We start from the raw sequence: 22,967 nt of genomic DNA, 5'->3' as shown, positions 1-22,967 counted from the left end.
ATTGTTGGCTTAAGTTGTGGTGTTAACTATTATCAAACTAGATTATTCGGATGATTATTCAACACCGAGCGCGGTGACTGACATATATTTATGCGGTGATCTTCAGAAAACTTGCTTCAATAGCATCACACCAATGAAATATAAGGCACTAAAACGCGCAGCATTATTTTCTTTGTCGTGTTTTATACTTACGGTGGGCTATTTACAAAATAAAGATAATAAATATCTTGGCGTCATTCAGTTTTGCTATCAAGCAACAGTTGCTTATCACTTAAACACCATTTTGATCCTTTATTAAAAAAGGAACAATAATTTGTTCCTTTTGTTAAAAAGTTTCAGGAAAGTATGCGTTTGAGTATAAAATTATAATGTAAAATCACTTAAATCATCTTCATTAATTTCAGCATCAATTTGTCCGACTAAATATGAGCTCATTTCAGCTTCTTGCGGTGCAACTTGTACATTATCAGACACTAACCAGTTATTAATCCATGGGATTGGGTTGGATTTGACTTCAAATGGTAATTTTAGCCCGACTGCTTGCATGCGGATATTAGTAATATACTCAACATATTGGCATAATATATCTTTATTTAAACCAATCATTGAACCACCCTCAAACAGGTATTCGGCCCACTCTTTTTCTTGATTGGCAGCTTGTAAAAATAGATCATAACAATCTTGTTCGCACTCTTTGGCAATTTCTGCCATTTCGGGATCATCTTCACCACTACGCAGCGTATTTATCATAAACTGTGTGCCAGTTAAATGTAGAGCTTCATCACGAGCAATCAGTTTGATGATTTTTGCGTTGCCTTCCATTAGTTCACGCTCAGCAAAGGCAAATGAGCAGGCAAAACTGACATAAAAGCGAATGGCTTCAAGCGCATTGACACTCATTAAGCACAGATAAAGTTTCTTTTTCAGCTCACGTAAATTAATGGAAACAGTGCGATTATTAATGTTATGCTTGCCTTCACCAAATAAATTATAGTAACTTGCATAGCTAATAAGGTCATCGTAATAACCTGCAATATCACCTGCGCGTTTTTGAATTTCTTTATTGGTGACAATATCATCAAACACAACCGATGGATCATTAACAATATTGCGAATGATATGAGTATAAGAACGTGAGTGAATGGTTTCTGAAAACGACCAGGTTTCTACCCAAGTTTCAAGTTCTGGAATTGAAATCAGCGGCAGTAATGCAACATTAGGACTACGTCCTTGAATGGAATCGAGTAATGTTTGATATTTTAAATTACTAATAAAAATATGCTTTTCGTGTTCAGGAAGGTGTGAATAATCAATACGATCTTGTGATATATCAACTTCTTCTGGTCGCCAGAAAAACGAGAGCTGTTTTTCAATTAACTTTTCAAACATCTCATATTTTTGCTGATCATAACGTGCAACATTTACCGATTGTCCAAGAAACATCGGTTCTTTGAGTTGATCATTATGCACATGCGAGAAAGTACTGTAATTCATACTCATAAAAGAACTCCTACTAATTTATCGTTGCTTTTACCGCTACCTTCCGACAGTGTAAAAGGTAAATTAAATGGGGGAATGACTTGCCCCCCATAAAAACTAAGTGTTAGCGTGTAGCTATTTTTTGTTTTAACAATGGCTAAATCTTACAAGCGCCACCTTCGCAACCATCATCGTTTTTAGTCAGTGCTATATCACCCTGAATATCTTCAGCACCATCGCGGGTATTGTGATAATAAAGTGTTTTTACGCCAAACTTATAAGCAGTTAATAAATCAGCCAATAACTGTTTCATTGGGACTTTATCATTTGGGAATTTAGTCGGATCATAATTGGTATTAGCCGAAATTGATTGGTCAATAAATTTTTGCATAATTCCCACTAAGTGCAAATACCCCGTATTATTAGGAATTTGCCAAAGTAGCTCATAGAAATTTTTTAGCCCATTATAATCTGGCACAACTTGCTTTAAGATACCATCTTTCGAAGCTTTAACACTAATAAACCCTCGTGGTGGTTCTATGCCGTTTGTTGCATTGGATATTTGTGAAGATGTTTCTGATGGCATTAATGCCGATAAAGTTGAATTACGCAGCCCATACGCTTTGATAGATTCTCGTAATGATTCCCAATCATAATGTAAAGGCTCTTTGGTAATAGTATCTAAATCTTTTTTGTAAGTATCGATTGGTAAAATGCCTTGCGCATAGGTTGTTTCGTTAAATAGTGGGCATGCTCCCTTTTCTTTAGCAAGATTATTAGAGGCTTTTAGCAAGTAATATTGCATGGCTTCAAAAGTACGATGCGTTAAATTGTTAGCACTACCATCAGAATATTTAACGCCATTTTTTGCTAAATAATAAGCATAGTTAATGATACCAACGCCTAATGTGCGACGATTGATTGAAGAGTTTCGAGCTGCAGGAACTGGGTAATTTTGGTAATCGAGTAGTGAATCAAGTGCACGTACAGTTAAGTCAGCAAGCTCTTCAAAATCATCTAATGATTCGATTTTGCCAAGGTTAAAGGCCGACAACGTACAAAGTGCAATTTCCCCGTTTTCATCATTGACATTATTAAGTGGCTTGGTAGGTAGCGCAATTTCCATGCATAAATTAGATTGATGAACAGGCGCCAATTGAGCATTAAATGGACTGTGGGTGTTACAGTGATCGACATTTTGGATATAAATACGCCCCGTTGATGCGCGTTCTTGCATCAATAATGCAAAAAGCTCAACCGCTTTAACCACGCGTTTGCGAATATTGACATCTTGCTCATATTGCTGATAAAGCGTTTCAAACTTATCTTGATCAGCAAAAAAAGCCTCATAAAGTCCGGGTACATCTGATGGGCTAAATAGGGTAATATTTTCGTTTTTGATTAACCGTTGATACATTAATTTGTTAATTTGTACCCCATAATCGAGATGACGAACACGGTTTTCTTCAACCCCACGGTTGTTGCGTAAAACTAATAAACTTTCGACTTCTAAATGCCAAAGAGGATAAAAAACGGTTGCAGCGCCACCTCGAACACCACCTTGCGAACAAGATTTAACAGCTGTTTGGAAGTATTTATAAAATGGAATACAGCCAGTATGGAAAGCTTCACCATCACGAATTGAGCTACCTAAAGCACGAATTTTCCCCGCATTGATGCCAATCCCAGCGCGTTGTGATACATATTTTACAATCGCACTTGCTGTTGCATTGATTGAATCTAAGCTATCATCACACTCAATTAATACACAAGAACTAAATTGGCGAGTAGGCGTACGAACACCGGCCATAATAGGAGTTGGCAATGAAATTTTAAAGGTAGAAACAGCATCATAAAAACGTTTAATATAGTTAAGGCGTGTTTCTTTAGGATAGTTAGCAAATAAACAAGCTGCGACTAAAATATATAAAAACTGTGCGCTTTCATAAATCTCGCCAGTAACACGATTTTGTACTAAATACTTCCCTTCAAGTTGTTTGACCGCAGCATATGAAAACGACATATCTCGCCAATGGTCAATCATTTTGTCCATTTGATCAAACTCGTCTTGGGTATAATCTTCAAGTAAATGTTTATCGTAACGTTCACTGTCGACCAATTTTTTAACATGTTCGTATAGTGATGGAGGCGTAAATTGGTTATAGGCTTTTTTACGTAAATGAAAAATGGCCAAACGCGCTGCTAAATATTGATAATCAGGAGCTTCTTGTGAAATAAGGTCGGCAGCCGCACGGATAATTGTTTCATGAATATCCGATGTGCGAATACCGTCGTAAAATTGAATATGTGAACGCAATTCAACTTGAGAAACGGAAACATTTTCTAAACCCTCAGCCGCCCACGCAATAACCCGATGGATTTTATCAAGGTTGATTGGCTCTTTTTTTCCATCTCGTTTTGTTACTAATATTGATTTATTCATTCTTCCTATCGACTCAAATTGTAAAATTTATTGTTAGCTATAATAATTGATAATTATCAAAATATACAATATATAGTACCTATTAATTAATTTATTACTATATATAGTGTGTTTATTAATCAGCAATATTAATTTATTAACTAAAATCAAGCCTTATTTGTAGGAAAATGCTGAGTTGCTTATACTTAGTAATTACAATAACCCTCTAAAAACTTATAAGGCGTTTTCACCATAATTGTGCAATGCGGTTAACCCTATTATAAAAGAGAATAAATTGCTTAAACTTTTATTTTTATCCTTTGAATCCTAACTGATGCTTATCCAACGTTTTAACAAATAGAGACTGCAATTCCCAATGGTTCACGAAACGGTATAGAATCCTGAATATTTTTTACAAAAATATAACCTAAACAGTAAACAGTAAACAGTAAACAGTTAAGTACATACCTTGTCTGTTTTAATGTTTTATATTCAGAAGATTTTTTAACGTTAATCTGATGGTTTTATAACGTTCCTTGTTACTGGTTAAAGATTTGATTTGTTTGGCTTAGACGATAATTAATATTTTATGATTATTTATTTCCAAGGTTTCTAGCTTTCGTGCAAACAAGGAGAGCATTGCTTTATGCATCAATAAAAGAAGATAATTCAAAAATATAAAATAAAAATTAGTAGAATTATAAAGATCTACATATTATTAATATAGATCTTTTGAAAAAACTTAATTAAAAGTTTTATTTAATAGCAGTACAGACACCATTTTTATGTTCAGTTTCTCCTCGGCAATGATATACCGCATTGTAAGTGTGTAAATCACAGTATTTTTGTTCAACAGTGTCATACAGCCAAATACGTCTAAAAGAATTATTCTGTCTAGGTCCAGCCGCCCAAGAACCGGGGTAAGCTTTTTGATTTGGATCGCCCCATTCGCCTAATAATGTACCTATTTCCCGAGTGTATCTTGCTGAGTTACCCATTGGAGCATTACTTACTTCATCGGCATAACTTACACGATAATTACCATCTAGTTCTTCACATCCTGCAACTATTTGTTCAGCACTTCCCCTATTGGCCATTGATTGACCTATTAAATTTTTATCCCAGCCGCTGAACCATTTGGTAATAGTAAATGGGTATTGAATAATTCTGTCTGTAATTTTATTTTTTCCTTGAATAATAACTGTATATCCATTATTTGATCCCATAACATGCTGCCATGCTGTGCCAGTATCCAGTGCTTCTGCGGTATTAAACTTAACGGTTACTGTATCGGCATTGCTTGAAATAGTGACAAGTTCACGTCCTTTAACAATCTCCCAATCATAATTTTTAGCAACGCCTGTTTTAGCTAATAAAAGCTTAAATTGAGCGCCATAAAAAGCCGTTGTCGGGAAGTTTTTACTTTGGTCAATATTGGATTGAACCAAAAAACCATTATTTTTGTCCCAGTGATTTTTTTCGCTACCTATTGCCTCTGTCGGTAACAGTTCAGGCTGCGCATAACAAAAACCGGAATCTTCTAATAAAGTATAAATCTTAGATGGATGAGTGATAATCTTTTCATTTGGATATTCATTAGCGTTGGGATCACCATACTTTGAAAATAATGCTAAATCAGCAGATATTTTTACTTTGTAAGGACCAGATTTCCCTTCCTTTCCTAATGAACAAAAAGTGTCCATTTCTGTTGGTTTAAATTCGACTAATTGGTTTGATGAGTTTGTATAATACCAAATCATATCTGTTTTTTCTTTTGTTGCAAGAAGGCGTAGCTCATCACCATCAAGATCTAAATATTGTTCATCATTTGGTTGTTTTAAAGGCGCGACTGTAATTCTCTGTTTAAATGGATAGTTTATGGGAATAGAGGCTTTTTTCACATCTTCACCATAATAATTTTTATCATCAATTGTTAAACCAAAAAGCTCAAAATCATCAATATGCTCTTCAAGTATTGGGGATAATTTAGGTTTAGTACCTTTAATTGAATGGACAGTTTTTGCTGATAAAGTTGCATAACCGATTGTTGTAAATTGCAATAAGTATATTGTATATATGACTGTTTTAAAATATTTATTAACTATCGTCATTATTATTTTATTTCCATTATTAATTGTATTTATTTAAAAACATTCATTTTGATTTAGATTAGTTTTGTTTGATAAGCATACAAAAACTGGAATATATTAGGTGTTTTTTTAAACAGAAGCAAATAGCTTTATCTGATTTATTATTGTGCAAATAATAACTGAAAACTATCATTTCATAATCGTTCATCAATAAAACTTTGTTCTCTGTAAAGGCTGTTGATCTTTTATATTAGTCAGAACCCGCCTTTACATTTTAGCCACATCATATAATGTAAGTATTCCCCCTAAATAGTGCAATTCAAGAGTAGAAAATTCACTATGATAAAAAAGGATTCAAGCATGGAAAAAATGCCTGATTATCAAGTTGTATCTATATTAAAAGAAGCCGAAGCTGGTATCCCTGTCAAAGAACTTTGCCATAAATACGACATGAGCAATTTGACTTTTTATAAATGGCGGGAAAATACAATGGTATGAAATACTCAGATATCAAACGTTTAAAGGAATTGAAAGCTGAAAATCGTAAGCTCAAGCAGAGATTTGCATAATTGAGTTTACAATCTCTGCTTCAAGAGGAAATCATAAAAAAGCGCTAGTACCCACTCAGACACATAAAACATAGGCACGGGGAATTACAAGTCACTACAATCTATTTCAATTGCTATGAGCTGTGCTATTGTTGGCTTAAGCCAATGTATTTAATATTATCAACTTAAGAATGACTAACAATTTACAATACTGAGAGACTGCATGAGGAATTAAATAATATGGCACCCATTGCATATAAAACACTAAAACGTTCTGCGTAATTTTCTATATGAATCGTGTACTAAGTTTTGACTATTTACAGAGGGTTGTTATTGTTAGTTTTAAGTCAAAGTATATTATAACAACATCTTTATGCCTTTTTAGTTAAAGATTAACAGCCTAATGATTTGATTTATTTCGCTTAGACGATAATGACCATTTTATGGTTATTTATTACCGAAGTTTCTAAACTTAGTGCAAACAAGATGGCATTGCTCATAAATAAAAAAACTATAAATTCAAAAAGATAAACAAAATACTTTAATAGAATTATAAAGATCTACATATTATTAATGTAGATCTTTTGGAGAAGCTTAATTAAAAGTTTTATTTAACCGCAGTACAGAGTCCATTTTTGTATTCGGTTTCTCCTCGGCAGTGATATATAGCATTGTAAGTGTGTAAATCACAATATTCTTTTTCAGTGGTATCATATAACCAGATACGTTTATAAGCATTACTTTGGTTAGAGGCCGCTGCCCAAGAATTAGGATAAGCAGTTTGATTTGGATCTCCCCATTCGCCTAATAATGTACCTATCTCTCGAGTAAATCTTGCATTTCTACCAATTGGAGCATTACTTACCTCATCAGCATAACTTATACGATAATTACCATCTAATGTTTTGCAGCCCAAAACGATATCTTCTACATTACCTCTATTGGCTTTTGGTTTACCTAGTAAGTTTTTATCCCAACCAGTAAACCATTTGGTAATGGTGAATGGGTATTGAATAGTATAACCTGTGGTTTTATTTACTCCTTGAATCTTAATGGTATAGCCATCATTAGACGCCATAACATCCTGCCAAACCATTCCTGTGTTCATTGCCTCTGCGGTATTAAACATCACAGTAACGATATCAGCATTGCTAGAAATAGTGACAAGTTTATCACCCTGTACAACTTTCCAAACATAATGTTGAGCAAGCCCTTTTTGAGCTAATAAAAGATCAAATTGAGCACCATAAAAAGCCGTAGTTGGGAAGTTTGTACTGGCGTCAATATTAGACTGAGTTAAGAATCCATAGTTTTTGTTCCATTGATTTTTCATACTTGCTTCTGCTTGTGAAGGCGCAAGCTCAGGCTTTGCATAACAAATACCTGAGTCTTCTAATACGGTATAAATTTTAGATGGGTGCGTGACGATATCTTCATTGGGATATTCGTTAGAATTAGGAGCACCATACTTTGATAATAACTTTAAATCAGCAGATATTTTTACTTTATAAGGACCTAATTGCCCTTTTTGTGCCAATGAGCAGAAAGTCTCTTTGTCTGTTGGCATAAATTCGACTAATTGATTTGATAAATTTGTATAATACCAAATCATTTTTGGTAGCTCTTGTGTATTAAGAGTATCTAGTTCATCACCATCAGTATCTAAATATTGGTCGCCATTAGGCTGTTTTAAGGGGGCTATTTTTATCTGATTTTTAAATGGATAGCTAATGGGAATGGGTATATTGTTTACTTCATTACCATAGTAATTCTTATCACCAACGGTTAAACCAAAAAGATCGAAATCATCAATATTTGTTTCGACAATATATGCAAATTTTGGTTTATTTCCTTGAATTATATGTACCGTTTTTGCAGATAAAATTGCATAACTTGTTGTTATTTGCAGTATACATGTTGCACATATGATTATTTTAAAACGCTTTCTAACTATATCCATTGTTATTTTCTTTCCATTATTAATTATCTTTATTTAAAAACAATCATTGCGACTTCAATTAAGGTTTTTTAGTTTAGAATTTATATAAAGTCTGGCTAGGATAGGCGCTTTATTAGGTATAAACAAATCGTTTGAGTCGTTCAATTAGAGTTAAATGATAGTTTCAAACAATCAATAATGGATTTATTTATCGGGAAAGTCTTTTTTGCTGATGATTAATATCAAGATAACTTTCATTTTGAGTAGAAAATAACTTTTTATACACTCTTTCTTCTAGTTGAAAAATCGATAACACTTGACTTGAAAGAATAAGAATAAAAATAAAACATTAATAGAATGATAAAGATCTACCTATTGCTAAATAGATCTTTCAAAGGATTTAATGAATGCTGTTTATTTTATAGCAATACAGACCCCATTTTTGTCTTCTGCCTCTGCTCGACAATGATATTTAGCATTGTAAGTATGTAAATCACAGTATTTTTTTTCAACGGTATCATACACCCAAATTCGTCTAAAAGAATTATTCTGCCTAGAAGATGGTGCCCAAGAATTAGGATAAGCAGTTTGACTCGGATCTCCCCATTCACTTAATAGTGTGCCTATTTCTCGTGTGAATTTTGCTTCGCCCCTTTTTGAATCGATGACAGCATTACTTAATTCATTAGCATAGCTTATTCGATAATGACCATCTAATGCTGCACAGCCGGCAGCCACGTTTTCTGCACTACCTCTATAAGCTTTTGGCTCACCAATTGAACTTTTATTCCAAGCACTAAACCATTTTGTAATAGTAAACGGATATTTAATAATATTGCCTGTGGTTTTATTTGTTCCTTGAATAATAACTGTATATCCATTATCAGAACCCATAACATACTGCCAAGCCTTTCCTGTACTCATTGCTTCGGATGTATTAAACATTACCTTTACTGAATCGGCATTGCTAGAAATATTGACAAGCTCATGCCCTTTAATGATCTCCCAATCATAATTTTTAGCCAGCCCAGGCTGAGCTAATAAAAGATCAAATTGAGCCCCATAAAAAGCGGTTGTTGGAAAGTTTTTCTTTTTATCTACCGTCGATTGAACTAAAAAACCACTATATTTATCCCAATGATTTGCAGCACTTGTATTTACATCAGCAGGTGCTAGTTCTGATTTTGCATGACAAAATCCTGCATCTGAACTTATCGTGTAAATTTTAGCTGGATGTTTAGTTACTTTGTTATTAGGATATTGATTGATGAATGGATCTCCATATTTTGAAGTTAATGTCAAATCAGCAGATATTTTTATTTTATATGGACCAAATTTTCCTTCTTTTGCTAAAGAACAAAGGGTATCGGAGTTTTTCGGTATAAATTCTACCAATTGATTTTTACCATTCGTATAATACCAAACAATTTGCGGTGATGTTTGTGTAACAAGATCCCCTAATTCATCACCGTCAATATCAATATATTGTTCGGCATTAGGTTGTTTCATGGGCGCTATTTTAATTTGATTTTTAAATGGATAAGCAGCTGATATGGGAAGTTGTGCTATTTCGTTGCCGTAATAATTTTTGCCATCAACCATTAGACCAAATAAATCTAAATCTTCTATATTTTGTTCGACTTGCGGCGATAATGATGGAGCAGTGCCTTGAATATCGTTAATGGTTTTGGCGGTTAGTTCTGCATAACTCATTGTACTAAACAGCAATGGACTTAGTCCAGATACAACTCTATTAAAATTTGTTTTAGTTATAATTTTACTCATATTACATATTTCTACTAATTATTATTTGGCTTTTAATTAAAATTATCGATTACACATTTATCTTAAATTTTTTTAAGTGTATTTTTGATGAAATTAATAGTATTAATTTAAATAGTATACATAAATTAATTACCATCAAAACAATAGTTATTTCCTATTTAATAATTAGCTAAGATCTTTTGCAAAAATATTACATTTGTTTATAAGGCGAATTAGCTTATTAAATATTTAAGGTAATAACCCTATAGATGAAAGGGAATAAAGAAAAATGCACCACAAAATTAGCTATTTTTTTTAGATTTGTAACGCTGAACTGAGCTAATGCTGTTTTGTTCTTCTATCCATGCTAACTTATCAGCATAATTCTTTTCAGCACCACGTGTTGTAGGGTGGTAGTATTTGGTATTGGCCATTTCTTGTGGAAAGTAATTTTCTCCCGCAGCGAAAGCATTAGGTTCATTATGAGCATAACGATATTCCGCTCCATACCCTAAATTTTTCATTAAGTTAGTTGGTGCATTACGCAAATGCTCGGGCACATCATAATCTGATTTAGATTGGGCGTCACTCATCGCTTGCTTAAACGCAAGATATACGGCATTACTTTTTGGTGCACAGGCCAAATAAACAATCGCTTGAGCAATTGCACGTTCACCTTCGGCAGGACCTACGCGCGTAAAACAATCCCACGCGGCTAGTGCTACTTGCATGGCTCTTGGGTCAGCATTGCCGACATCTTCTGATGCAATGGCAAGTAATCGGCGAGCAACATAGAGAGGATCCCCTCCTGCTGAAATGATTCTTGCATACCAATACAGTGCGGCATCGGGTGCAGAACCCCGAATAGATTTATGTACAGCAGAGATTAAATCATAGAACCGATCACCTTGATTATCAAATCTAGCACTTCGTTCACCCATTACCTCTTTTAGTAATTCTGGTGTAAGCGCATGACCATCAGACATATCAACCAATAATTCAAGTGTATTAAGCGCGCGTCTTGCATCGCCACTAACAAATTCCGCAATCTGTTGTTTGGTTTCTGCTGGTAAAACGATATGTTGCTGACCATATCCTCGTTCAGAATCATCTACTGCTTGCTGTAAAATGTTTTCAATATCTTGATTTGATAACGATTTGAGTAAATAAACTCTTGCACGCGACAAAAGTGCAGAATTTAATTCAAAAGATGGATTTTCAGTTGTAGCCCCAATAAATGTCACTGTTCCGTCTTCGACATATGGCAAAAATGCATCCTGTTGGCTTTTATTAAAACGATGGACTTCGTCAACAAATAAGATTGTACGAACGCCTGCTTGCTGATTTATTTTTGCTCGATCAATTGCGTTACGAATATCTTTTATGCCTGACGTTACCGCTGATAAACGTTCAACTTTTGCATTGGCATGATGAGCAATAATTTCAGCTAATGTAGTTTTACCTGTGCCAGGTGGTCCCCATAAAATCATTGAGTGTAAATTACCCGCTTCAATGGCTTTGGGCAATGGTTTCCCTTTCCCTAATAAATGTGTTTGCCCAATATATTCTGACAAGGTGCGAGGACGCATTCTTGCCGCTAAAGGCTTAAATTCATCAGTTGTAAATTCAAAAGACATACTCGGCATGGTACACTATATTCAGTTTTTGCAATATGAAATGTATTATATACTTGTTAATCAATAAGTGAAAAAGAAAATAGTTTTCCCCATAAAACAAAACACGGTAATATTTTTCACCAACATTTAGCTTATTAGAATACAGTTATTAGCTAACAAATAGGCAGACATAAGGATTTATCATGAAGAATTTTTTATTATTGGTAGGATTGTTGTTTAGTGCATGGACAGCTTGGGCAGGTGATAAAGAAGTTTTACAACAGCGTCTAGATAAAATTGATGGATTTTATGCGCAATTTTCTCAAGATGTAAAAACTATTGATAATCAACCCGTTCAACAGGGTAAAGGTGATTTATGGGTGACTAGGCCTTATTATTTCAATTGGACCATGAACGAACCAGATGTAACATCAATTATTTCCGATGGAAAAAATATGTGGGTTTATACACCCGCTGTTGAACAAGTAACTGTAATGGATTTAAAAAAAGCCGTCGATAATCGTTTAATGTTACTTATTACTGATAGTCATAATTCAATATGGAATGCTTATAACGTTACACGTAAGCAAAATTCCTTTACACTAAAAGCTACTGATGGTTCTAATCAAGACTTTATTATTTCGGTTTTACCAACTGGGATGATCTCAAATTTTACGATAATTGAAGAAGATGGACAGCGTAGCTTTTATGATTTGTCTCATCAAGTACTTGGTAAAGTGGAATCGAATAAATTTAATTTTACCCCGCCAGCAGGCGTTACTATTGATGATCAACGTTAGTTTGTTGTGTTATCGTGAAATGAGTCAAAATATAATGTATTGGCGTTATTTGATGTACAAAATAACGCCAATTAGATTGTAAAATTATTTTCCTATCGGTTATATTAAAGCTTAGTCAATTTCAATATTTTGTTTCTTTCTATAAATTTTTCAAACTTTTCTATAGTAACTTATCAATTTAAGAGCTATGTATTATACACAATAGCTTTCCTTATCTATGTTAATTAAATAATTTTGATGTTGATCACATTTATCCAATAAACCTTTTAAAGCTAAATTTTTAGCTCTGCATACTCAATTGCAGTGCTTCACTCTTTATAGGATAAATTATGACAAGTGCATTTTATAACAAGCCGACTTATTGGTTCGCTTCCTGTTACAGTTTTATGTATTACGCTGCAGGTAGTTTCGTTTTTTCGTTTTATGCCATATGGCTAAGTAAGGAGATTGGCTTAACAGCAAAACAGACTGGTATTATTTATTCATTTAATTACTTTGTCTCGCTCATTATTATGATTGTGTATGGTGTTTATCAAGATAAATTGGTGTTGAAAAAACATCTTATCTGGTTTCAAAGTATTATTATCACATTAGCCGCGCCTGCATTAATTTATGTTTATGAACCGTTACTAAAGCATAGTTTTTACATTGGTGTCATCTTTGGTAGTTTCTTTTTAGGCTTTGGTTGGGTTGCAGGGATGGGGTTAATTGACTCTTACTGTGAAAAAATCAGCCGCGCTTTTGGTTTCGAGTTCGGTCAATGCCGCACGTGGGGTTGCATCGCTTATGCAGTAGGAACCTTTATTGCCGGTATTTTAATTAGTCTTAATCCACATCTAAATTTTTGGGCTGCATCGGGTATAGGTATCTGCTTTATGCTACTTAATCTCAATTTTAAACCCGATTTAAATCAATCATCAGAAGCTGTCTTCCAAAAAAAAGACAAGCTAAGTTTTAATGAAATTATATCAGTCTTTACACTGAAAAAATTCTGGATATTTGTTATTTATGTGCTTGGAACTTATAGTCTTTATAATATTTATGATCAACAGTTATTCCCCGTTTATTTTACTCAGCAGTTTGACGATATCAATGATGGTTATCGCTTATATGGCATATTAAATTCGTTTCAAGTTTTTTTAGAAGCGGCGGTCATGTTTTGTGTTCCATTTGTTGTAAATCGTGTGGGAGCAAAAAACGCGTTAATTTTTGCTGCGTTTATTTCAGCTTCTCGTATATTCCTTACTGGACATGTTAATAGTATTGCGATTATTTCTGTCATTAAGCTTATGCACTGCTTAGAGATTTCTACCATTTTAGTCTCGGTATTTAAATATATTGATATTAATTTTAATGCCCGTCTTTCCGCAACTGTCTTTTTAATCGGTTATCAGGTGGCAGGCTCTGTCGGTGTTATTTTGTTTTCCACCCTGGTTGGTGATTTTTACGATACCGCTGGTGCGGCAACCACATTTAATCATCTTGGATTAGTTGTTTTAGGATTTATGATTTTTGCTATTTTCTTCTTAAACGGTGATAAAAAACAGAATATACAAATAAAAAATAGTTAAAGAAAATTACATTTAATAAACGTTAGTAAGGATTCACAATGAACATATATAATTCAGTCACACAATTTCACTTTGAACAAACCAGAACCATTTCACCTGAAAATATGACGGGTGAAAAAGGTCAATCTTGCATGAAAGCGAGCGCTTTAGGGCCAAGTCGTAAAGGGCAAGGTTGCATATCAATACCAGCAGGTCAAACAGTCACTATCGCTGAAATTACAGGACCGGCCGAAATTCGTCACATGTGGTTTACCTTAACAGATAGAACACATCGCGGTAGTTTTGTGTTACGTGATGTTGTTATCCGCATTTATTGGGATGATGAAAAAGTACCATCAGTCGAAAGCCCAATCGGTGATTTTTTCTGTAATGGTTTTGGCGCAAGATGTGATATTAACTCCATGCCCATTGTGGTCAATCCAACCGGTGGATTTAATAGCTATTTTAGAATGCCATTTAATAGAAAAGCTAGGATTGAAATTCAAAATGAACATGAAGCAGATTTACAGCATTTCTTTTTCACCATTAATTATGCCTTAATGCCAAAACCATTTGAAGCACCGCTTTATTTTCATGCTCAATGGCGCAGACAAAGAGTAACCAATTATGCCGAAGATTATGTATTATTAGATAATATTAAAGGTCATGGCTACTATGTTGGTACTTACTTAGCATTAACAGCATTGGAACGTTACTGGTGGGGAGAAGGAGAATTTAAGTTCTATCTGGATGATGATAGCCAATATCCAACTCAACACTCCACAGGATCTGAAGACTATTTTGGTGGGGCATGGGCGTTTCACAATCGTGATAGCCAAGGACGTCCGTCAGCTAAATGTTTTCAAACGCTATTTATGGGCTACCCTTATCAGACTAAGCGTGATGCAACGCGCGATTTTTTTCAAACTGGAGATGCAAATCCAGTACACGGTTTTGGTGACGATGCATTGCCTATGCATGGTTTATATCGTTGGCATTTACCTGATCCGATTGCATTTCACAAAAATATCAAGCTTACCTTTCAACAAATTGGTAATGATGATATAAGATTATATGAGCGTTGTGATGATATTGCCAGTGTTGCATATTGGTACCAAAATCCATCGGTTAACTGTAATCCAATATTTCCTAACAAACAGCTGCGCACTCCTCGTTAATATAAAAGGAGATAGTGATATCTATGGCGAGTAATAAATTAAAAATCAATGATATTGCTCGTTTAGCTGGCGTGTCGGCAACGACCGTCAGCCATATTTTTAATAAACGAGATAAAAAATATCGTATTTCACCACAAACACGGCAACGTGTATTATCCATTGCAGAGCGATACAGTGAACAGGCTCATATTCGTCAATATTTGGTTAAAGCAAATAGTACTGATACCATCGGTGTAATAGTGCCAGATATGTCCAATTCTTTTTTTTCCATATTTTTGCACTATTTAGAAGCTTGTTTTAGGCAAAAAAACATACAATTATTAATCACTTGTAGTCATTATAATAAAGACATAGAAATTAAAGTGGCACAAAACTTAGTTGAACGAAAAGTCGATGCAATGATTGTTGTTACTTCATTAGATAGCGATGAGTTTTATATTGGTATTAATCAAAATATCCCTGTGCTATTTTTCGATCGCTACCTTAAAGATACGCCATTGCCATTTATTACTAGTGAATCATTAAATTCGGTCGCTGAGCTAATTCAGCCGTATGCAAGGCAATTCGATGAATTTTATTTTATTGGATGTGACACACAGTTAACGTCCATTGAAGCTAGGCTTAAGGGATTTAAACAGGGTCTTAAAAATGTGGGTTTAACCATTAATCCGCAATGGTTAGTCAGTGATAACTATTGCCCCAATAAAGGATATGAATTACTCAAAAATCTTCATAAAAAATTGGGAAGACTGCCAAAAGCTATTTTTACACCTTCATGTAATTTACTACAAGAAGTACTGAGTTATTTAGTGGAAGTGGGCGCCAAACCACAACAGATCTGTTTGTGTTCTTATGATTATAATATTTATCTTAATTATTCTTACTATCCGATTGATGCTATTGCACAAGATTTTCAAAGTATGGCTCATACTTGTGTTAATGTAATAAATGATTTACTTAACTTTAAAGAATTAAAAAACAATGCATTTTTTATCAAGCCACAAATTATACGCCACCGCTAAAACGATACTCTGCAAGTAACCATGTATTATCGGTTGGCGTTTTTCATAATGCGCGCTTTATCGACTTGCCATTGACGCTCTTTAATATCAGTACGTTTATCGTATTCTTTCTTACCTTTAGCAACACCAATTTTCACTTTTGCCCAAGCGTTCTTCCAATAAAGTGAAAGCGCAACAACAGTATAACCTTGGCGATTAATTTGACCGAATAATGAGTTTAGTTCTCGTTCATTTAACAATAATTTACGTGTGCGCATTGGTTCGCACACAACATGTGTTGACGCGACATTAAGTGGTGTGATAGTTGCACCAAAGAGCCATGCTTCACCATCTTTAAGTAAAACATAACTGTCACTAATGTTGGCTTTTCCTGCGCGTAGAGATTTCACTTCCCAACCTTGTAGGGATAATCCCGCCTCAATTTCCTCTTCAATAAAGTACTCATGGCGTGCGCGTTTATTTAATGCAATGGTTGCCGAACCTGGCTTATGTGATTTTTTCTTAGTCATAATGTGCGTTATTATAAAGTTACATGATATGATATGCCACTAATTTTAACTTTTTATTTTATTATTATGGCACACGTTTTTCACGAAGTTATCGAACCTTATTCTGTAGAGCAAATGTTTTGCTTAGTGAATGATATTGCTCGATACCCTGAATTTGTTCCTGATTGTATCGCAACTGGTATTATTAGCAAACAAGATAATACGTACACAGCGTTTATTGAAGTTGAAAAGTTAGGCTTTAAAAAATCTTTCACTACAGTAAATCAGATTAATCAACCACATTCTATTGAGATAAAATTGTTTGAAGGACCATTTAAACACCTATCGGGAAGATGGCAATTTAGTTCACTCGGTGATAGCAAAAGTAAAATTAGTTTTAGTTTAGATTTTGAGTTTAAAAATAAGCTACTAGATATTGCTTTTTCTCCTGTGTTTAAAGAAGTGATGACGAGTATGGTTAATGCGTTTTCAAAACGAGCAAGGCAGATTTATAAATGATAAATATTCAAGTTGTTTATGCGTTACCAAATAACCCGACGATAATTAATTGCGAGGTCGATGAGCAAACGAATGTCTTGCAAGCAATTACAAAATCCAATATCTTATCGTTATGTCAGATTAAACTAGATGAACATTTAATTGGCATCTATGGCAAACGTTGTGATCTCAATGAATTGGTTAAAAATGGTGACCGCATTGAAATATATCGACCTTTAATCAATGACCCTAAAGAAATAAGACGAAGAAAAGCGGCACAAAAAAATAATGACGAAAGGCAAAGGAAACCGAATGCATAATCTGCTCCTTGAAAAGATTGAAACTTTATGCAAAAAGCGGGGTATTAAACTGACAACGCAGCGTCGAACAGTTTTAGATATTATGTTAACGGCAAATAAAGCGATGAGTGCCTATGATCTTTTAGATCTACTCAAAGTCAGTGAACCTCAGGCTAAACCACCTACAATTTATCGTGCGCTTGAATTTTTACTAGAGCAAGGTTTCATCCATAAAGTTGAATCTTCTAATAGTTATATTATTTGCCCACACTTTCAAGATCCACAACATATTTCAATTTTATTTATTTGTGATAAATGTCAACAGATCATTGAAAAACATTCACAAGATATCGAACATCAACTTAAGCAATTAGCACAGCAAAGTGATTTTTTAATCAAACATAGCGTGCTTGAAATACATGGATTTTGTCAGCAGTGTCAATCTTAATTGTTATACTTTGGTTAATAAATATTGCCTGCGATACAATGGGACAAATTGCATTTAAGTATGCGGCAATCACCTCGAAAAATCAGCAAGGTTTGCATTATTGGCAAAAATTATTTGGTAATTTTTGGCTTTGGCTAGGTTTTGCCGCATACTTTATTGGTTTTATTTTTTGGCTAGCTTTTTTAAGTGAAGTCCCTTTGTCACAAGGTATTTTATTAGGATCATTTAATATTATTACGGTTATGTTGGCTGGGCGCATTTTATTTCAAGAACATCTTACATTATTCCGTATCATTGGAATATTTTTTATTACTACTGGTGTCGTTTTAGTCGGGCTTACATAATGAAAAAATTTTATATTATTGGATTTATTTTGCTACTATTTTTTGATACGTTTGGTCAAACAAGCTTTAAATTAACGGCATTATCGGCAATGCCACTTGAAGTGAGTGTCGATTGGTTAATTCGTGTTTTCTCTCATGGCTGGGCCTATTTAGTCATGCTTGGTTATACAGGCGCATTTGTCACTTGGATGGTATTATTAAAAAACGCACCAGTAGGCCCCGCTTTTGCCGCGTCTCATCTACAGGTGGTCACCGTGATGTTGGTTTCGGTTATTGCTTTTGATGAGCAAATTACCTTGACGCGGATGCTTGGTGGGTTATCTATCATTATTGGTATTGTTTTTTTGGCTCTAGCAGAACAAAAATTACAGCGTAAATCTTAACGCGTCCTTTTGCTTTTTTATAAAAATATGGTAGTTACTTGAAATTTTGAGTTTATCTGATTTAGTGGGAATACAATACAATGAATAGATATATTGATTCCCAATTTTAACAATCGCTAATGTATTTCACTTTTTATCAGGCACGTATGAGTAAAAATGCCATTACCTTAAAAAAGACGAAATTATTAATCTAAAATATTCATGCTTTGAATGAATTCATTAAAAAAATAGGTAATGATATTCAGACTTTTATTTAACTACGTTCCCGTTCCATTACAATTAAATAGGCTTCTCTTTTCCAAAACAAGAACAAGCGGCGCATATCTTTTTCCATCGTTACTACGCGCCAACCATCTTGAGCATTTTTGTTTAAAAATTCTGAAAATTTAACTTCATTAGCATTAGCTGAACCTAAAAGTAATGAAGACAATGCTCCTTCTTGAAAAACAACTACCTTATATTCTTTCATTATAATTAACACCTTAATTTTATTTAATTTAACACTATTTTTAATGGTAATTAACATCAAAAATTCGCGGCATTATATATTTTTTAACGCTTATTATCTAGTGAATAAAAAATTTATTTTACTTAAAAGTTGCTATATTTAACCTGTTTTTCCTTGTTTATTGTATATCACTTTAGATTATGTGCGGAAAATTCGGCCTGATAACAATGGAAATTAGCAAAGCGCTCTTAGTTGTGTCGCGCATTGATTTATAAAGGCGATGTTAGAACTGTCTCAAGTTAAAAACAGAAATGACAAAATAAACTAATCTTAATAAACAAAGCTGACAAAAATAAATGCTAATAAATAGACTAGATTTGTTTATCCAAATTTTTTAGCATTTCGATAATCGGCCGATTGGCGTCAGGAAATTCGTCGGCATTCAAATCTTCTTGATCAATCCAACGGCTTGGTTGACCTTCTTTAGCGAAAGGAACACCATCCCATTCTTCAACTAAATAAGCATGAATTATGATATCACGATCATCATAACTGTGTTCAAAAACATCTAAGAATTGGGCTTGATGGATATAGATATCTACTTCTTCAGCAATTTCGCGTTGTAGGGTTTGATATGGGGTTTCTCCTGCCTCGATTTTTCCTCCTGGGAATTCCCAAAAACCAGCAAGGTGAGAGTCTTCACCGCGTTGGGTGATAAAGATTTGACAATTTTGTGAACGAATAATACCTACAGCAATTTCAATATGTTTATTCATAATTCTATTTGCCTATGAGTAAAATTAGGGAAAGCAGCAACTCCCCCTATTTCAATTTATTGCCGATCCTAATCGACGTTTTAATCATCAACTTTGTGTGATGATACTAAATTTTTACCTTACTGAACAGCACCATGACAATGTTTATATTTTTTACCTGAACCACAAGGGCACGGATCATTACGTCCAACTTTAGCTTGAGTTCGCACCATTGGTTGTGTTGTGGCCCCGACTGTCTGATCTTCACCCTCGCCATTGATGGCGGTCACAGATTCATGACTAGCTTGTTGTTTAGCCATTAGTTTTTCCATTTCAGCAAGACGTTGACGTTCTGCTTCATCAACTTCTTCTTGTGAGCGAATTTGCACACGACTTAAAAGACCAATAACATCATATTTTAACGATTCTAACATGCCAGCAAACATATTAAAGGACTCGCGTTTATATTCTTGTTTTGGATCTTTTTGTGCGTAACCACGTAAATGAATACCTTGACGTAAATAATCCATAGCAGCTAAGTGTTCTTTCCAAAGCGTATCAAGTGTTTGTAGCATGACACTTTTTTCAAAGTGCCTAAATGCTTCAGCACCAGCGGTATTTTCCTTTTCTAAATATCTTTCTTGTGCCATTTGTAAGATACGTTCGCGCAATGTTTCTTCATGTAGGTTCTGCTCTTCATCTAACCATTTGGCGATGGGTAAATCCAAATCAAAGTCTGTTTTTAGCGCGGCTTCAAGTCCAGGGATATTCCACATTTCTTCAATTGATTGTGGTGGTATGTATTGGTCAATGAGTGTATTAAATACATCACCTCGGATCGAATCAATGGTGTCTTTTATGTCGGCATTATCAAGTAAACTGTTTCGTTCACGATAAATTACTTTACGTTGTTCGTTAGCAACATCATCATATTCAAGAAGTTGTTTACGAATATCAAAGTTGCGACTTTCAACTTTCTTTTGTGCATTGGCAATGGCTTTAGTTACCCATGGGTGTTCAATGGCTTCGCCTTCTTTCATGCCCAGTTTACGCATCATGTTACCGACACGTTCAGAGGCGAAGATTCGCATCAATGGATCTTCAAGTGATAGGTAAAAACGTGAAGCACCCGGGTCACCTTGACGACCAGCACGACCACGTAACTGGTTGTCGATACGACGCGATTCATGACGCTCTGTACCTAAAATATAAAGCCCACCTAATGCAATCACTTCTTCGTGTTTTGTTTGCCAAACTTGTTTCGCTTTTTCGATATCGTCTTGCGTTGGATTTTCAATTTTAGCTATATCACTTTGCCAATTTCCACCAAGCATAATATCGGTACCACGCCCCGCCATGTTAGTTGCAATGGTAACGGCACCTTTACTCCCAGCATTAGCAATGATTTCAGCTTCTTGAGCATGGAATTTAGCATTTAACACATTGTGTTTAATGCCGGCTTTTTTAAATGCTTGTGAAACTAATTCTGATTTTTCGATTGATGCTGTCCCAACTAAAACGGGTTGGCCGCGTTTTACACATTCTTGTACATCAGTAACAATCGCGTTAATCTTTTCCTTTTCAGTCATATAGACAAGGTCAGATTGATCTTTTCGTTGCATTGGACGATTTGTTGGAATAACAATCGTATCCAACCCATAAATTTGATTAAATTCAAATGCTTCAGTGTCAGCAGTACCTGTCATCCCCGCTAATTTTTCGTATAAACGGAAATAGTTTTGGAACGTAATTGAAGCTAGTGTCTGATTCTCATTTTGGATTTTAACATGCTCTTTTGCTTCAACCGCTTGGTGTAAACCATCAGACCAACGACGACCATCCATGGTTCGACCAGTATGTTCATCCACGATAACTATTTCGTTATCTTTAACAATATAGTCAACGTCGCGATGAAATAAGTGATGAGCACGTAGGGCTGCATTAACGTGATGCATTAGAACAATATTACTTGGCGCATAAAGCGATTCATCACCTTTCATGATGCCTTGTTTAATCAATAGTTCTTCAACTTTAACTAATCCACGCTCGGTTAAATTAACTTGACGTGATTTTTCATCAATGGAAAAATCTCCATCTCCTTGAAACTGTTCAGAGTCTTCTTTTTCCTGACGAGTCAAATAAGGAATGATTTTATCAATACTAATATATCTTTCAGAACTATCTTCGGCCTGACCTGAAATAATCAGTGGGGTTCTTGCTTCATCAATTAAAATTGAGTCGACTTCATCGACTAAGGCGTAATGTAATGGACGTTGTACTCGAGCATCTTTGCTAAATACCATATTATCGCGTAGATAATCAAAACCATATTCATTGTTAGTACCATAAGTGATATCAGCATTGTAGGCTTCACGTTTTATTTGTGGTGGCATATTAGGTAAATTAATACCAACAGTTAATCCTAAAAATTCGAATAATGGACGATTATTTTCTGCATCACGCTGTGCTAAGTAATCATTAACCGTAACAACGTGCACACCTTTACCTGTTAGTGCATTTAAATAAGCAGGTAATGTTGCCGTTAAGGTTTTTCCTTCACCTGTGCGCATTTCGGCAATGCAACGTTCATTTAATACCATACCACCGATTAACTGCACATCAAAATGACGCATACCAAATACACGCTTACTTGCTTCGCGCACCACCGCGAAAGCCTCTTCCAAAATATCATCTAATTGGATACCTGCAGCAACCTTTTGTTTAAATTCTGTGGTTTTAGCTTTTAATTCTTCATCTGACAATGCTTCCATGGCTGGTTCAAGTGCATTAATTTTTTCAACTCGGTTACGCATGGTTTTTAAAACGCGATCATTGCGACTACCAAATACTTTTGTTAATAATTTTAATAACATAACTTTTCTCTTATTTTTTCAAT

21 protein-coding genes are annotated in these 22,967 nt (G+C 34.6%); 11 read left to right on the top strand and 10 right to left on the bottom strand.

Annotation, left to right across the window (positions count from 1 at the left end; translation table 11 throughout):
- Positions 1–133 precede the first annotated feature (133 nt).
- Positions 134–298 (top strand): hypothetical protein, encoded by a 165-nt coding sequence (locus tag GYY69_RS07200; protein ID WP_174797053.1) that lies wholly within the window; start codon positions 134–136, stop codon positions 296–298.
- Between the two features lie 65 nt (positions 299–363).
- Here the strand turns inward: GYY69_RS07200 and nrdB are convergent, their stop codons facing one another.
- The 3 genes from nrdB to GYY69_RS07185 all read right to left on the bottom strand — a co-directional run bounded on the left by nrdB (position 364) and on the right by GYY69_RS07185 (position 6,012).
- On the bottom strand, positions 364–1,494 hold the full coding sequence (gene nrdB / locus GYY69_RS07195; protein ID WP_174797097.1) for a class Ia ribonucleoside-diphosphate reductase subunit beta: 1,131 nt from the start codon (positions 1,492–1,494) through the stop codon (positions 364–366).
- Positions 1,495–1,636: 142 nt separating this feature from the next.
- A complete protein-coding gene (gene nrdA / locus GYY69_RS07190; protein ID WP_174797052.1) occupies positions 1,637–3,922 on the bottom strand; it encodes a class 1a ribonucleoside-diphosphate reductase subunit alpha in 2,286 nt (761 codons plus the stop codon).
- Positions 3,923–4,656: 734 nt separating this feature from the next.
- A complete protein-coding gene (locus GYY69_RS07185) occupies positions 4,657–6,012 on the bottom strand; it encodes a hypothetical protein (protein WP_174797051.1) in 1,356 nt (451 codons plus the stop codon).
- Between the two features lie 339 nt (positions 6,013–6,351).
- Between GYY69_RS07185 and GYY69_RS07180 the strand changes: the two genes are divergently transcribed.
- Positions 6,352–6,489 carry a transposase gene (locus GYY69_RS07180; protein ID WP_174797050.1) on the top strand — a complete coding sequence of 46 codons (138 nt, stop codon included), beginning with the start codon at positions 6,352–6,354 and terminating at the stop codon, positions 6,487–6,489.
- Between the two features lie 657 nt (positions 6,490–7,146).
- On the opposite strand, the gene GYY69_RS07175 is transcribed toward GYY69_RS07180, so the two are convergent.
- The 3 genes from GYY69_RS07175 to GYY69_RS07165 all read right to left on the bottom strand — a co-directional run bounded on the left by GYY69_RS07175 (position 7,147) and on the right by GYY69_RS07165 (position 11,888).
- On the bottom strand, positions 7,147–8,499 hold the full coding sequence (locus GYY69_RS07175; protein WP_174797049.1) for a hypothetical protein: 1,353 nt from the start codon (positions 8,497–8,499) through the stop codon (positions 7,147–7,149).
- A gap of 393 nt (positions 8,500–8,892) precedes the next feature.
- Positions 8,893–10,263: a hypothetical protein gene (locus GYY69_RS07170; RefSeq protein WP_174797048.1), complete on the bottom strand. Its 1,371-nt coding sequence runs from the start codon at positions 10,261–10,263 to the stop codon at positions 8,893–8,895.
- Positions 10,264–10,544: 281 nt separating this feature from the next.
- On the bottom strand, positions 10,545–11,888 hold the full coding sequence (locus GYY69_RS07165) for a replication-associated recombination protein A (protein ID WP_174797047.1): 1,344 nt from the start codon (positions 11,886–11,888) through the stop codon (positions 10,545–10,547).
- 173 nt (positions 11,889–12,061) lie between these two features.
- On the opposite strand from GYY69_RS07165, the gene lolA reads away from it, so the two are divergent.
- The 4 genes from lolA (at position 12,062) to GYY69_RS07145 (ending at position 16,408) form a co-directional block, all read left to right on the top strand.
- Positions 12,062–12,658, top strand: coding sequence for an outer membrane lipoprotein chaperone LolA (gene lolA, locus GYY69_RS07160; protein ID WP_174797046.1), 597 nt, complete (start codon positions 12,062–12,064; stop codon positions 12,656–12,658).
- A 329-nt stretch (positions 12,659–12,987) separates the two neighbouring features.
- Positions 12,988–14,229, top strand: a complete 1,242-nt coding sequence (locus tag GYY69_RS07155; protein ID WP_194240616.1) for an oligosaccharide MFS transporter — start codon at positions 12,988–12,990, stop codon at positions 14,227–14,229.
- A 38-nt stretch (positions 14,230–14,267) separates the two neighbouring features.
- Positions 14,268–15,386, top strand: a complete 1,119-nt coding sequence (locus GYY69_RS07150) for a glycoside hydrolase family 172 protein (RefSeq protein WP_174797045.1) — start codon at positions 14,268–14,270, stop codon at positions 15,384–15,386.
- Between the two features lie 23 nt (positions 15,387–15,409).
- The gene (locus GYY69_RS07145; RefSeq protein WP_174797044.1) at positions 15,410–16,408 is read left to right on the top strand and encodes a LacI family DNA-binding transcriptional regulator; all 999 of its coding nucleotides are present in this window, start codon (positions 15,410–15,412) and stop codon (positions 16,406–16,408) included.
- Positions 16,409–16,434: 26 nt separating this feature from the next.
- Here GYY69_RS07145 and smpB read toward each other — a convergent pair whose 3' ends face one another.
- The gene (gene smpB / locus GYY69_RS07140) at positions 16,435–16,917 is read right to left on the bottom strand and encodes an SsrA-binding protein SmpB (RefSeq protein ID WP_065581660.1); all 483 of its coding nucleotides are present in this window, start codon (positions 16,915–16,917) and stop codon (positions 16,435–16,437) included.
- 33 nt (positions 16,918–16,950) lie between these two features.
- Between smpB and GYY69_RS07135 the strand changes: the two genes are divergently transcribed.
- Genes GYY69_RS07135 through GYY69_RS07115 form a run of 5 tightly spaced genes read left to right on the top strand, consistent with a single transcriptional unit; the run spans position 16,951 to position 18,868 of the window.
- Positions 16,951–17,415, top strand: coding sequence for a type II toxin-antitoxin system RatA family toxin (locus GYY69_RS07135; protein WP_174797043.1), 465 nt, complete (start codon positions 16,951–16,953; stop codon positions 17,413–17,415).
- The gene (locus tag GYY69_RS07130; protein WP_174797042.1) at positions 17,412–17,714 is read left to right on the top strand and encodes an RnfH family protein; all 303 of its coding nucleotides are present in this window, start codon (positions 17,412–17,414) and stop codon (positions 17,712–17,714) included. The genes GYY69_RS07135 and GYY69_RS07130 overlap by 4 nt, the downstream gene beginning before the upstream one ends.
- Positions 17,707–18,141, top strand: a complete 435-nt coding sequence (gene zur, locus GYY69_RS07125; protein ID WP_160430258.1) for a zinc uptake transcriptional repressor Zur — start codon at positions 17,707–17,709, stop codon at positions 18,139–18,141. The genes GYY69_RS07130 and zur overlap by 8 nt, the downstream gene beginning before the upstream one ends.
- A complete protein-coding gene (locus GYY69_RS07120; protein ID WP_342354068.1) occupies positions 18,129–18,485 on the top strand; it encodes an EamA family transporter in 357 nt (118 codons plus the stop codon). Before zur ends, GYY69_RS07120 begins: the two co-directional genes overlap by 13 nt.
- The gene (locus GYY69_RS07115) at positions 18,485–18,868 is read left to right on the top strand and encodes a DMT family transporter (protein WP_174797041.1); all 384 of its coding nucleotides are present in this window, start codon (positions 18,485–18,487) and stop codon (positions 18,866–18,868) included. The genes GYY69_RS07120 and GYY69_RS07115 overlap by 1 nt, the downstream gene beginning before the upstream one ends.
- Before the next feature lie 253 nt (positions 18,869–19,121).
- Here the strand turns inward: GYY69_RS07115 and GYY69_RS07110 are convergent, their stop codons facing one another.
- The 3 genes from GYY69_RS07110 to secA all read right to left on the bottom strand — a co-directional run bounded on the left by GYY69_RS07110 (position 19,122) and on the right by secA (position 22,944).
- Positions 19,122–19,337 carry a DUF4177 domain-containing protein gene (locus GYY69_RS07110; RefSeq protein WP_174797040.1) on the bottom strand — a complete coding sequence of 72 codons (216 nt, stop codon included), beginning with the start codon at positions 19,335–19,337 and terminating at the stop codon, positions 19,122–19,124.
- Positions 19,338–19,687: 350 nt separating this feature from the next.
- Positions 19,688–20,092, bottom strand: coding sequence for an 8-oxo-dGTP diphosphatase MutT (gene mutT, locus GYY69_RS07105; RefSeq protein WP_065638513.1), 405 nt, complete (start codon positions 20,090–20,092; stop codon positions 19,688–19,690).
- Between the two features lie 119 nt (positions 20,093–20,211).
- Positions 20,212–22,944, bottom strand: a complete 2,733-nt coding sequence (secA, locus tag GYY69_RS07100) for a preprotein translocase subunit SecA (RefSeq protein WP_174797039.1) — start codon at positions 22,942–22,944, stop codon at positions 20,212–20,214.
- Between the last annotated feature and the right edge of the window lie 23 nt (positions 22,945–22,967).

This window comes from Gilliamella sp. ESL0250 (assembly GCF_013345045.1).
In the GTDB taxonomy this organism is placed as follows: domain Bacteria; phylum Pseudomonadota; class Gammaproteobacteria; order Enterobacterales; family Orbaceae; genus Gilliamella; species Gilliamella apicola_H.
Note: the sequence above shows the minus strand (reverse complement) of the source record. Positions and strands in the feature narration are given on the sequence as shown.